9 protein-coding genes are annotated in these 13841 nt (G+C 28.9%); 5 read left to right on the top strand and 4 right to left on the bottom strand.

Features of this window, described 5'->3' with window-relative positions; translation table 4 throughout:
- Positions 1-47: 47 nt before the first annotated feature.
- Entirely contained in the window at positions 48-6557 is a 6510-nt protein-coding gene (locus ACPYPZ_RS02635) for a M60 family metallopeptidase (protein ID WP_426461029.1), read from the bottom strand.
- Between the two features lie 150 nt (positions 6558-6707).
- Positions 6708-8057 (bottom strand): MAG3090 family protein, encoded by a 1350-nt coding sequence (locus tag ACPYPZ_RS02630; RefSeq protein ID WP_426461028.1) that lies wholly within the window; start codon positions 8055-8057, stop codon positions 6708-6710.
- A gap of 416 nt (positions 8058-8473) precedes the next feature.
- Here ACPYPZ_RS02630 and ACPYPZ_RS02625 point away from each other — a divergent pair, with 416 nt between their 5' ends.
- Positions 8474-8824 carry a hypothetical protein gene (locus ACPYPZ_RS02625; RefSeq protein WP_426461027.1) on the top strand — a complete coding sequence of 117 codons (351 nt, stop codon included), beginning with the start codon at positions 8474-8476 and terminating at the stop codon, positions 8822-8824.
- Positions 8825-8904: 80 nt separating this feature from the next.
- On the opposite strand, the gene rplA is transcribed toward ACPYPZ_RS02625, so the two are convergent.
- Positions 8905-9600: a 50S ribosomal protein L1 gene (gene rplA, locus ACPYPZ_RS02620; protein ID WP_426461026.1), complete on the bottom strand. Its 696-nt coding sequence runs from the start codon at positions 9598-9600 to the stop codon at positions 8905-8907.
- A gap of 2 nt (positions 9601-9602) precedes the next feature.
- Complete coding sequence (gene rplK, locus ACPYPZ_RS02615; protein WP_426461025.1) at positions 9603-10196, bottom strand: 50S ribosomal protein L11; 594 nt, start codon at positions 10194-10196, stop codon at positions 9603-9605.
- A gap of 233 nt (positions 10197-10429) precedes the next feature.
- Here rplK and ACPYPZ_RS02610 point away from each other — a divergent pair, with 233 nt between their 5' ends.
- The 4 genes from ACPYPZ_RS02610 to ACPYPZ_RS02595 all read left to right on the top strand — a co-directional run bounded on the left by ACPYPZ_RS02610 (position 10430) and on the right by ACPYPZ_RS02595 (position 13783).
- Complete coding sequence (locus ACPYPZ_RS02610) at positions 10430-11239, top strand: DNA adenine methylase (RefSeq protein WP_426461024.1); 810 nt, start codon at positions 10430-10432, stop codon at positions 11237-11239.
- Between the two features lie 279 nt (positions 11240-11518).
- Positions 11519-11722: a 50S ribosomal protein L32 gene (gene rpmF / locus ACPYPZ_RS02605; RefSeq protein WP_426461023.1), complete on the top strand. Its 204-nt coding sequence runs from the start codon at positions 11519-11521 to the stop codon at positions 11720-11722.
- Positions 11723-11840: 118 nt separating this feature from the next.
- Complete coding sequence (locus ACPYPZ_RS02600; RefSeq protein WP_426461022.1) at positions 11841-12809, top strand: DHH family phosphoesterase; 969 nt, start codon at positions 11841-11843, stop codon at positions 12807-12809.
- A complete protein-coding gene (locus tag ACPYPZ_RS02595; RefSeq protein ID WP_426461021.1) occupies positions 12809-13783 on the top strand; it encodes a DHH family phosphoesterase in 975 nt (324 codons plus the stop codon). Before ACPYPZ_RS02600 ends, ACPYPZ_RS02595 begins: the two co-directional genes overlap by 1 nt.
- The last annotated feature ends 58 nt before the right edge of the window (positions 13784-13841 follow it).

The following is a 13841-nucleotide window of genomic DNA, read 5'->3' as shown; positions in this document are numbered from 1 at the left end:
TTTTTGTGCTTTGGTAAATAAAAACCTACCAAGTGGTAGGTTAAGTATTAACTGTGTTTAACTAAAGTTCTTTTTGTAGCAATATATTGAATTGTTAAAGGTGTTCTTGCATTGGTTAATTTAATAATAAGTTTCTTTTTACCTTTAGGAAGTTCGTTTAGTTCAACTAAAGGAACATTAAATAATTCTTTTTCTCTTGAAGTTCAAGTATCATATACTGAACGAGTTAAAGTTGTTTGACCCTCTTGTTCGATTGAAACATCGTATAATGCACCTCTATTAAACCTATCACCAAAGAGTGCGATTTTGTCTACATCTTCATCAAGCTCAACAATCATTTTTGAGTTCAATCCACTTAAAGTTACTTTTGCATTATTCACTCTAGTATTTTCATCTGTAAATTGGTGAGTTCCTTCAAAATTAACATTTTTAGAATTTACTCCAATTAAATAATCATATCTTGGATTACCCATATTAAAGTGTAAATATGAATATCTAAATAATGTATCGCTACTTGATGATTGAACTTGTGATGCTAGTGAAAGATCTCTATATAAACGAATTGACATTTTTCCAGCAAAAAGAATTCCTTCGTTAAATGTAGTTGTAGCCTTGTTATAACCTAAGTATTGATCGGTTGCTACGTTTCAACCGTTGATTTCACCGTTTCAAATTAAATCTTTAACAGTTCCATTTTGATCAACAGCTGAACGAATCTCAATCATATTTGGTCTATTTTTGATATTTCCAATATTACTATAATCAAATCCTTTAACAAAGAATGGTTTAGTTACTTCAAATTCAAATGTAACTTCGTCCATACCTGTTTGTTTTGCTTTTCAGTTATTTACTTCGTTTGAATCGTCAAAAATATTTTCAAAATTTAACTTAACATTTGAACTAACTTGGTCGTCTACTTGAACTGGTTGAGTTACATTATGACGTATAGTTCCTGGTTTAATGTATTTTTCTGTTGTAAATGTTTTTTCATCATTTGCAGCGTTAGTTTTTCAAGTATTAAAGTCGTATTTGAAAATATCCATATTTTCAAGTGCTCATGAGTAATATCTTGGTTTGCAATTTGCTTGGAGTTGGAAAATATTTGTTCCGTATTGTGCAAACACTTCTTCGTTAGCGTAATTTGATGTTTTTAAAATATTTTTAAATTGTTTATTTTTAAGTTGATCATTGCTTAAATTTTCTGTGCCTAAATAATTTAATTCGATGTCTTGAACTGTTGCGTTATTAGTTTGTTTAGAAACAATGAATAATTGAATATCATAAAGTTTTCCAGCTTCAAGTTCGAAGTTAATTTGACCATTATTTGTTAGATTTTTATTTAAGTGATATAAAACGTTTGTAGCTTGCACAACTTTTGCATTATTAGTGCTTTTATCATTAATTACTACTAATACATAGCCTTCACGGTTATCAACTGCTACATCTGTACGGTAGAAACCAGATTGCATTGGAACAAATGAAGTTTGAACCTTAATAATATTGTTATTAGTATTAATATTTTCAATATTAGTTTTAATCGGACTTTGAGCTTTAGTGTTAAAACTTTGAGTAGTAGAAACAATATTATTTTGTTTTCTAAATTCATTAAAGTTAGCAAATAATTTTAATTTATTACGCACGTTTGTATCAGTGCTACGTAGTGCATAATTATTAATTCCGGTTTTTTTAAGGTCATTTTTATATTGTTCGCTATTGCTTCAAGCTAAATATTCTCCATTTAGCTCTAATCAACTATTTTCTGGAATTGTGTATTTTGTTACAGTAAATGAATTTTCAAATTTATAAGCTAATAATGGTCTAATTACGACATGGAATTCACGGTCATACTCATCAATTAATTGAACTTCTAAATAATCTAGTTCATTTATTTTTAAATTAGCATTAGGAGTATATTCAATTTTTGTAGCATCAATATTTTTTACAGTTCCAATAGTAGGTTTATTTAACACTTTAGCAGATTTGATTTTAATTTTCTTATTTTCGTAGTTATTAATGTATGTTCATTTATCCATATCAAAAACTGTAGGTTTATCATAAGCTACTTGGTATGGACGAACCATATCACCTGAATAACTTCAAGTGTTATTTGCTTGTGGTAAGAAAATACCAGAAGCATACATATTTGTAATTGGTGTAAATTTAGGATATCTTGCTTGAATAATAGCTTTTAATTTTACTCAAGTTGCCTGTAATTCTTCTTTTGAAATTAAAGTGTTATTTTTTAGAGCAAAGTCTGCTCAAGTTTTATTATGCTCAAATCAATCTGTTAAGTCGATACCAGCAACTAAACAAGCTAAGTAAGCTGTTGATAAAGGAGAAGTTTGAGCATAAACATTAAGTAATTTTTCAACTTCTGGATCATTTACATAATTTTTAAAGAAGTTTTGTTCTGGGTATCCAAATAAGTATTGTAATCTTGTAAATTCCATTCAGTATTTAGGCCCTAAAGTTTGAACTAACATAAATAATGAATCGGTTACATCATCTCCAGTGTTGTATCCTTGTGCTGAATTCATTGTTTGGTTTTTAATGCTGGTAAATGGAATAGAACGTGATCCTCATCCTCATTCACCTGTACCAATCGGTAAATCTTCAGAACGATATGCAGTAATAGGAGAAAACATTCCGTATTCTAATACACTATTTACGTTATTTGTTACTTCTCTTGGCTTGTTGTAACCAAATACGTTTCACTCGTATGAGTGGTTCATTTCGTGCATTACTCCTCAGTTAAAGTTAGGTTGGAAAGTTTGATCGCTGGTGCTAAGAATTTCTCCAGAATCACCAAGTGGTAAAACAAAGAATGCTCCACCAACATTATGTGCATAAATTCCACCAGTAAAATCAAAGTCTTTAGTTAATCAGTATTGTTGTGCTCCAGCTTTAGCTCAACGATCACGTAATTGAGCTGTCATATATTTTGAAATTTTAGCTGATGCATTAATTTTTGAGAAATATTGATATGGTGTATCAACATTTTTACCAGCACTATAAATTCAGTCTTGTAAATTACGTTTATAACCAATTAAATAAGCAGTTACACCATCACCTGTAGCTGTAAAAATTGGTGTACGTGTATTTTCAATCATATCTTTTCATTCTTGAGCAGTAGTTACACCGTTAATATAGTGTAGGTTTCTTACTGCACCAGAAATTGTAAATGTTAAGTCAGGATTGGAAGAGTAATCATTTGATGAAACTTGGTCATTTTTGCAAATAAATGAAATTGTTCCACCGAATGATGAACCAATTTTAAATTGTACGTATTCGATACCATCTTTAGTAATAAATTGATGTTGAGTAGGATTTTTAAAAATTCTTTCTAAATCAAAAGCGGTTCTCATTTTTGCAAAACGTGGAGCAGTATTTCCTGTTTCTCCATCTCTTCCAGATTCGTTATCTTCAAATTCTTGTCCAATTACGATTTTTAAATTCATTTTCTTTAATGAATCTAATTGGCTTTTTGGTAATTGAATTGTAATTACTTCACCAGCTGGTGCATATAGTCCAATTGGTGTAGTACCTCAGAAAGTTGGAGACACAGTTCATTTTGCTGTTACTGCTTTTTGTGTCGGTTGCACTGATAAATCACCAAAAGCATTAATACTTGAAGGGTGTTTATCAAATCTATTCTCGTTAATTTTTCTAATAATATTATCTTGGTTATGTCAAGAATCAAAAGGTGGTGTAAACATTAACATGCTTTCATTCTTAACATATTTTGTGTCGCAGTCACCTTGCTTAATTAATCTTTGTCAGATAATTCTATTATTTTTTAATTCTTCATTAGTTGTAGAATGTGTTTTTTTAGCAAATTCAGAATCTAAGCTTCTTCAATCATTGGTTAAGCTAGGATATCCAGGGAAATTGTCTAGATTTGCAACTTTTGTGTAAGCTACTGGGACATTTTTTGCTATGTCTTCACGAGAATATTCGTTAATAATTTCTAGTTTATTTTTATTATTTCCATAAAAGTTATCAAATTCTGTTTTTGGATAGTCTTGAATTTCGTATTTATCTTTGCTTTCTTTTGAGAATTCTAGTTTTTCATTAACAGAATGATCATCATTAATTTTTTCATCAGCGCTATGTTCTTTTGCTAGTTCTTGTAATGTTTTAATATTTGTTTCAAGTTTTGATTTTAATTCATTAAATTCAAATTGAGTTACCTCGTTAGGTATTTGTTGTTTTAAAAGTGTTAGCTCAACATCTTGATATTTAGGGAGATTTTTTTGATATGAATTTAGTCTATTATTCATTAAAGACATAAATTTTTGTAAATCCATTAGTTGGTATGTTTTAACTTTGGTTGTATCTTGTTTTTTAAGTAGTTCTTCAGTTCTTGTGATGTTGTTATTTAAAGAAGTAATTAATGTTTCTAATTCAGTAGTTGTTAAGTTTTTGGTTTCCTTATTTACTAAGTCTCATTCAATTTGATTATATTCTGGGAGAGATTTTTGATAGTTTGTAAGCTTGTTTAACTCAGTAGATAATTTTCTTTGCAATTCTTTAGCTGTATTAATTTTTGCTTGTCTTGCTTGTTCTTGTGTTTGATAATCACTAATTAACTTATCTAATTTAGTTTCAAATTCTTTTAAATCTTGCTTCAATTTATTTAAATCATCTTTAGAAAGATTATCAGTTGATTTAGTTAATAATTCTTGATTTAATTCAGCAAATCCTGGTTGTGAATTTATGTTTGCTTGTGAATTATCAAATTTTGTTTTAAGGTCTTTTTGTAATTTTTGAATTTCTTTAATTAATTCACTATTATCTTCAATTGGTTTAGTTTTAGTTAAAAGATTATCTAACAGAGAAATTTGGTTGTTAAATTTATCTTTTAATTCGTTTAACTCAGTTGTAGATTTATTTGCTAATTCAAGTGTTAAAAGTTCTTGATTAACATTCTTAAAGTCTTCGAGTGATTTTTGGTATTCATTTAGTTGCTTGAATTTAGCGTTCATTTGGTTTTGAAGATCTGTAACTTCGTTTTTAAGTGTTTCTTGTGCTTGATAATCACTAATTAACTTATCTAATTTAGTTTCAAATTCTTGTAAATCTCGCTTAAATTTATTTAAATCATCTTTTGCAAGATTATCAGTTGATTTAATTAATAATTCTTGATTTAATTCAGCAAATCCTGGTTGTGAATTTATACTTGCTTGTGAATTATCAAATTTTGTTTTAATGTCTTTTTGTAATTTTTGAATTTCTTTAATTAATTCACTATTATCTTCAATTGGTTTGACTTTAGTTAAAAGATTATCTAACAGAGAAATTTGGTTGTTAAATTTATCTTTTAATTCGTTTAACTCAGTTGTAGATTTATTTGTTAATTCAAGTGTTAAAAGTTCTTGATTAGCATTCTTAAAGTCTTCAAGTGATTTTTGGTATTCATTTAGTTGGTTGAATTTAGCATTCATTTGGGTTTGAAGACTTGTAACTTCGTTTTTAAGTCTTTCTTGTGTTTGATAATCACTAATTAACTTATCTAATTTAGTTTCAAAATCTTGTAAATCTTGCTTAAATTTATTTAAATCATCTTTTGCAGGATTATCAGTTGATTTAGTTAATAATTCTTGATTTAATTCAGCAAATCCTGGTTGTGAATTTATACTTGCTTGTGAATTGTCAAATTTTGTTTTAATGTCCTTTTGTAATTTTTGAATTTCTTTAATTAATTCACTATTATCTTCGACTGGTTCTTTTTTAGTTAAAAGATTATCTAACAGAGAAATTTGCTTGTTAAATTTATCTTTTAATTCATTTAACTCAGTTGTGGATTTATTTGTTAATTCAAGTGTTAAAAGTTCTTGTAGAATGTTCTTAAAGTCTTCAAGTGATTTTTGGTACTCGTTTAGTTGCTTGAACTTAGCATTCATTTGGTTTTGAAGATCTGTAACTTCGTTTTTAAGCTGTTCTAATTTGCTTACTTTATTATCTTCTGCAGGTTTAACTGGTTCATTTTTAGTTAATAATTTTTCTAATTTTGAATTAATTTCAATTAGTGAGTGTTGTTTTTCCTTTAACTCACTTGCAGTTAATTCACTTAATCTTTCGTTAATTGTTTTAATAGGAGAAAAATCAATTTCATTATATTCTGGTGAAGATTTTTGGTATTCGTTTAATTTGTTTTTATTTTTTTCGATTGTATTTAGTAATTGAGTTATTTGGTTAATTAAATTAGATTTTTCTGATGTTATTTTTTCATCAACCATTTGTTGATGTTTTTGATATTCAATAACTAACTCGTGAAGCTTGTTTAAATCAGTTATTTTTTCATTATCTTGCACACAAAGTATTGTGTTAAAACCATTATGATTTAACTCGTCCATTTGCTCATCATTTAAATTAGCATATGTAGTTTTTAATTTTTGTTGTAGTTCATATAATCTTGCATGTAATTGCTTGATTTGATCGTTTTTAGCTTGTGTTTTTTGAGTTTCTGTAACTGCTACAGCTGTTGCAATAACACCGCTAGAAAGTACCACTGCACCAGCAGTAGTATAAGCAATAACCTTTTTCTTTTTCGCCATATATATCTCCTTTAATACTTTATTTGTTAAAAGTTTTATTAATATTTTATATTAAAAATTGAATATTTAAGTTTGAAAAATAGTACTAAAAATATAAAAAAATGCCGACAAATTAATTTGTCGACATTGTATTTGCAATGTACTAATTGATTAAATTACACCACAAGCTAAAACAATAACAAGTGTTGCAAGTACTGCGTATGCGAATCCTAATAAGAATACGAATAAAGCTTTAACTCAGAAGTCTACTTCTTCTCTTTCTTCTGTTACAACAACTTCTGATTTTGAAACTGTTTCAACTGGTCAATCGAATACTAAGAATTTAGACGATTCGTTGCTTGTTTCAAAGATTGCGTAGTGGTAATCTTTTTCTGGAACAAATCCAACGTGTTTGTAATCGAATAATACGAATGATGTAACTTGAGCTAATTTTAAGTTGTTTCCGTTTTCATCAACTACGTATACTGATGTAGCTGGAGTGAATTTAATATCTTTTGAACCAACTAACATTTTAAGAACAGCATCGTAATTTCTCTTGAATGTGAATGAAGCTAATCTTAATAATTTTGTTAAATCTTCATCTTCTAATTTTAATGATTCAACAGCTTTTAATTTAGCAGCAGCTGTAGATAAGTTGTTTGTGATTTCTTTTAAATCTTCTTCTGATGTAACTGCTTGTTCTTTTAATTGATCAGCGATTTTTTCAAGTTTCTTAGAGTATAAAGCTAAAGCTTTAACTTTATCTGAAACTGATAAATCATCAAAGTTTACATATTTAACAGCTTTTGATTGTGCTGGAACTTCTTTTTTAATAACTTCTTTAACGATTTCTTTTACAACTTCTTTTTCAACTGGTTTTTCAACAACTTCTTTTTCTTTTTGAGCTTCAGCTTCTTGACGAGCTTTTAAGATTTCGATTTGTCTTCTAAGTAATTCTTTGTCTGTACTTGAATCTTGAAGTTGTTCCATTAATTTAGCAACTTCTTCTCTGAAATCTGCACTTGAAGAAGAAAGTAATGCTGAAAGTTCAAGAATTTTAGCTTTAAGTTCTTCGATTTCTAAATCTTTTTTAGATTTTTTTCTTTCGATAACAATATCGTCATCTACTGGGAAATATGTGTGGTGATCACTTAAGATTTTGTAATCAACAACAGCATCTAAAGCTTTTTTAGCAGCTTTTTCATCTCTGTAACCATCAGGTTTAATGTTTAATTCTTCTAATGTTTCATCGTAGTTTAAGTTACCGTCGAATTTTTCAACATTAAGTTCGTATTCCATTTTTCCTGATTTTTCATCTTTTTCAGCGATTAAAAGTCCACCTCAAACTTTTTTATCGTTTTGGAATCATGTAGCACAGTCGTATCCTAATGATAAGAATCATGCCATAGCATCTTTACGTGTTTTGAAAACTGCAAGAGCTGATTCAACTTTTGGGTGTTTTAATGCTCATGGGTAGTTTTTGTCTTTGTTTGGTTTATATAAACATTGTAAACGTTTCATATGTGCCCCTTTACTTTTTTATTTTTATTGTTTAAAATTTAAAAATTTAATTTTATATATTGCAATATTTAAAATTTTTTGGATAAAAAGATCATTTTTATAACCAAAATAATTATAAATTAATTTAGGTGGTTTTTTCAATTTATTAAGTTAAGTACCATAAAAAACCAAAATTACTTGCACATAGTATTAAAAGTTCTAAAAATCATCAAAAAAGTGCAAATTTAAGCAAAATTTTAAAATTTTTAAGCCTAAAAAATAGAGCAAAAAGTTTTTGCATTGTAAAAATTGAACGAAATAGCAAAAAAATATTAATTTTTACCGTTTTTGCCTTATTTATCGAACTAAAAAAATTGAACGAGTGCATTTTTTAGCATTTTTTAAGATATTAAACAAAAACTCTATATAATAAAGTTATGTCATATAAAAGCAAAGATATAGTTATTGGAAAAGTAATTCGTACTGGCTTAAAATATGCTATTGTAGAAACGAAAGATAAAGCAAATTTTATTATTTATAAACAAGAGGTATCAGATTATCCACGTAGTAAGGTAAATGATATTTTAAGATTAAACGACATTATTAATTTTGTAGTTTTAAAGTTTGATGAAACAACGAATAAAGGTGTAGCTAGTTTTAAACGTAATCATCCGACTTTTATGGATACACCATTTTTATATCGTTTAAAAGAAACTCCAAGTGGATTTAAAAACCTTAAAGAATTTACTTTTCAAACCATCATAAACGATAATTCTAAAAGCCAGTAAGCAAATAACTTACTGGCTTTTTAATTTGAATAGAGAAAAATAAAAAGCACAAAATGTGCTTTTATATTATTTTAGTGAAATTATTTTTCTAATTTAATTTTAACACTTGGTCCCATTGAAGCTGAAACTGTTAAGTTAAGAATGTATGTTCCTTTAACAGCAGCTGGTTTTAATTTTTTGATTAATGAGATAAGTGTTTTAGCATTTTCAACTAAAGCTTCTGTTGACATGCTTGATTTTCCGATAAGAGAGTGAACGATACCTGCTTTATCTGTACGGTAGTTTGCTTTACCTTTTTTAAGTTCTTCAACAGCTTTTTCTGGAGTTGGAGTAACTGTACCTGTTTTAGGGTTTGGCATTAAACCTTTAGGCCCAAGTTTTTTTCCGTATTTTCCAAGTAAAGGCATCATTGTTGGGTCAGCAACCATAACGTCAAAGTCGAAATCATCTTCTTTAATTTTTTGTTCTACAGCTGGTCCGTCTAATACAAAGTCAGCACCTGCTTCTTTAGCTAATTTAGCTTTTTCAGGGTTGTTTGTTGCAACTAAAACTTTAACTGTTTTTCCTGTTCCGTTTGGAAGTAAAACAGCTCCACGTAATTGTTGGTCAGCTTTACGTACGTCAAGGTTAAGGTTGAAAGCTAAATCGATTGATGCATCGAATTTTGCGTAAGAAGTTTTTTTAGCTAATTCAATAGCTTCTGCTAAATCATAAGCAACTGTTCTGTCGAATGATTCTCTAGCAGCTCTTAAGTTTTTTGATAATTTTTTAGCCATAATTATTCTTCTCCTTCTTCTGCGCGTTTTTCATCAGCGATTGTTGTAACTTCAATACCTTGTCCTTTAGTTTCTGCTAATGTTTCAAGAGCAGCATCTAAAGCAGCTTCTTTAGCCATAGCAGCTTTTTGAGCTTTAGCAGCAGCTTTAGCTTCTGCTTTAGCTTTGAAAATGTCGTCGTAACCTTCGATTACAACACCCATTTGTTTAGCTGTACCAGCGATTGTAGCCATAGCAGCGTGAACGTCATCTGTGTTTAAGTCTGGCATTTTGTATTCTGCGATTTCTTTAAGTTGTTCTTTAGAAATTGTAGCTACGATTGTTGTTTTAGGGTTAGCAGCACCTGATTGGATTTTAGCAGCTTGTTTAATTTTGTATGATGCTGGAGCTGTGAATAATTTGAATTCGAATGATTTGTCTTTGTAAACTGTAATTTGTACTGGAACTGGTTCGTTTCCTCTGTCTCTTGTTGCGTCGTTAAATGCTCTTGTGAATTCAGGCATGTTAACACCAACCCCAGCAAGAGCTGGACCTGGTTTAGCTTGTCCTGCGATGAACTCTAACTTAGCAACTTTTTGAATTTCTTTTTTTGCCATGTTAAGTATCCTTTCGATATTGTGGTCTAACGGTAACTTCTATTCGAGTTATCTTCCACTAGGCAATATATTTATATTGCTTATTAATTATATTTAAATGATGTTAAAAATAAAGGAAATATTCAAAGTTTTTTATGCCTTATTTTTAGGTATTAAAATATTTTTTTGAATTATGCGATCATAATACTATTAATCTTTTAAAATTATTATTACTTAAAAATAAGGAGACAAAAATGACACCTTTTATAAAATGAGTAGGTGGTAAAAGACAACTTATAAATCAAATTAGTACTCGCCTACCAAAAAAATATAATAGATATATTGAACCTTTTGTTGGTGGTGGTGCTGTCTTTTTCAAACTAGCTCACAGTAATTCAGTGATTAATGATATTAATCCTGTTTTAATTAACTCTTATAAGCAAATTAGAGACAATGTTTATCCGCTAATTGAGCTGCTTGAAAAATTAGACAGTATTTATTGCGACAAAGAATTTTACAATAAAATTAGAGATAAATTTAACGATAAGATAAAGAGTGCTGAATACGACCTTGAGCTTGCTGCATTATTTATTTATATTAACAAAAAATGTTATAACGGCTTATTTCGAGTTAACTCTAAAGGGTTATTTAATGTACCATTTAATAATAAAAGTTCAGGTGCAAGTTTTGATGCACAGAATTTAATGGAAATTTCAGAATTTTTAAAAGACACAACTATTTTTAATGGTGATTTCCAAAAGATTTTTAAATTAGCTGAAAAAGACGATTTTATTTTTATAGATAGTCCATATGTACCACTTAATGCAACTACTTTTGATTCTTATACAAAAGATGGCTTTGATTATGAATCGCATAAAAGACTTGCAAAAGAATTTAAAAAGCTTGATAAACGTGGTTGTTATTTAATGTTAACAAATCACGATACACCATTAATTAGAGAACTTTATCAAGAATATAAAATAGAGCCAATCCAAGTTCGTAGAGCTGTCAATAGTGATGGAAGTAATAGAAAAGGGACAGAAGTCATAATTACTAATTATTAGATTATTTTATTCTAGTACTTATTAATTTAACACAATTTAGAGCTAATTAACAAACGGTTTTAATGCTTTAAATATCTTAAATTACAATCTTGCAAAAAATGGTGAATTAGAAAAATTCATTGTTCAACTTTTAGAATCGAAAAAATAATTTATAAGCATAAAAATCGTTCTTTATTACTATTTTTAAGTAATAGAATTAAATAAAAAAATACTATTCTTTATTGAAATTTATAATATAATAATTTTGCTAAAATTATAAAAACCACAAAGGAGGACCATATGGCTATTGTACCAAAACGTAAAACTTCAAAACAACGTAAACACAAAAGACAAACACACAGTGCGTTAGAAACACCTAACCTTGTAAAATGCTCAAACTGTACAAAATTAATTGAGCAACACGTAGTATGTAGATTTTGTGGTTTTTACAAAGGTAAAAAAGTTGAAGGCTATGTAGCTTTAGACGACCGTATTCAAAAATAGTTTTTTAAATTATACAAATGGCCCATTGGGCTATTTTTTTATGGAAATTTATTCCATTCTAGTATTTTAAAAACAGAATAAAGTAAAATTTAGATAATACATAATTTTAAGGAGAAATATGAAAATTGGAAATTCACAAGTAGCAATTGATGCTATTGAAAAATACGACTCAATTGTAATTTTTCACCACATTCGTCCAGATGGTGATTGTTTAGGTTCACAAGCTGGACTTGCAGAATTAATTAGAACTAATTATCCAAATAAAAAAGTCTATACAGTAGGAAATAATATGCATGTATTTGACTTTATGGAATACAAATTCAATTCTTATGATGAAATCGACTTTAATAATTCTTTAGCGATTGTTGTTGATGCTTCTAGTGGAGACAGAATCGAATGTTCTGACTTACTTTATGAAAAACGTACAACAGCACGTTTAAGAATTGATCATCACCCTAATGATGCTGATATTGATTATGAATATAACTGGATTGACGAACACTATGTTGCAGCTGCAGAAATGGTTGCTCAAATTGCTTACGATGCAAAATGAACAGTTACAAACCGTGCAGCAGGACACATTTATTTAGGAATTAACACAGATAGTGGACGTTTCTTATTCCCAGACACATCAAGCCGCACACACAGATTAGTAGCTTACTTAATGGATGAAGGTGCATTCCACCCAGCTGATATTTTAAGAGAATTATCAAAACGTACTTTTAAAGAAATTAAATTTGTTGGAAAAATTCTTAGTGAATTTAAAAAAGAAGGTAGAGTACTTTACTATGAAATTACCAATGAAATTCTTGCTGAATACGGAATGAATTCTTTAGAAGCGGCATTATTTGTTAATGAATTGGCAAATATTGAAGATAATTCTTGTTGAGCGTTATTTGTGCAACTTGAAGATGGAACAGTGCGTGGAAGACTTCGTTCAAATGGACCGCTTGTTAATGTTGTAGCACGTAAATATAACGGTGGAGGACACGATAATGCTGCTGGTATTACATTACAAAGCTGAGATCAAGTTCCTAGTGTATTAAATGATTTAAATGAAGCTATTAGAGAGTGAGAAAATAAATAATGCAAATTGGTAATTTAGAATTAGTTACAAAAGAATTAGAAAAATATGACTCAATTGTAATTTTTCACCATATTCGTCCAGATGGTGATTGTTTAGGTTCACAATTTGGTTTAAAAGAATTATTAGAAACTAACTTTCCAAATAAAAAAGTTTACGCAATTGGTGATGCTAAAGGTTCATTTCCATTTTTAGATTTAAAAATGGATGAAATTCCTTCTGATGAAGTATTAAAAGAATCTTTAGGTGTAGTTGTTGACGCAAACTTTAAGGAAAGAATTGAATGCCGTGAAGTTTTAGATAAAAATTTATTTAAGCAAGTAATTAGAATTGATCATCACCCTAATGATGATGACTTAGGAGAAAGCTGCATCCGCTGAGTAGATAGTTCATATACAGCAGCCGATGAAATGGTAACTGAAATTGCGGTTGTAAATAACTGAAAAATTACTAAACGTGCAGCTAACTTACTTTACTTAGGAATTAACACAGATAGTGGTAGATTCTTATTTAATAATACTTGCTCACGTACATTAAATCTTGCTGCTAAACTTTATGATGCAGGTCTAGATTCAGACTTTATTCACACTAATTTAGCTACTGTTACACTTGATGATTTAAAATTTAATGCTTGATTATTATCAACACTTAAAACTCGTGATGGAGTTGCATACATCCAAAATAGTCTTGAAGATACCAAAAGATTTGGAAAAACACCACAAACTTCAGTCAGAGTTAATGCTATTGCTAATATCGAAGGCTATCCATTTTGAGTTCAATTTACTGAAGAAGAAGATGGAAGAATCAGAGTTGAATTCCGCTCAAATGGACCAATTGTGCGTAATGTAGCAGTTAAATGAGGCGGTGGTGGCCACGAAAGAGCTTCAGGTGCAATTATTAATTCATTTGATGATGTAGAAAAAGTAATTGATGATTGTGTTGCAGAAGTAGCAAGATACAGAGCTGAAAACAAATAATTAGGCTAAACAAAAATACCAGAGATAATTCTGGTATTTTTATTTAGTCTTTTAATTT

The organism is Mycoplasma hafezii, from assembly GCF_049942695.1.
Classification (GTDB): domain Bacteria; phylum Bacillota_I; class Bacilli_A; order Mycoplasmatales; family Metamycoplasmataceae; genus Mycoplasmopsis; species Mycoplasmopsis hafezii.
Note: the sequence above shows the minus strand (reverse complement) of the source record. Positions and strands in the feature narration are given on the sequence as shown.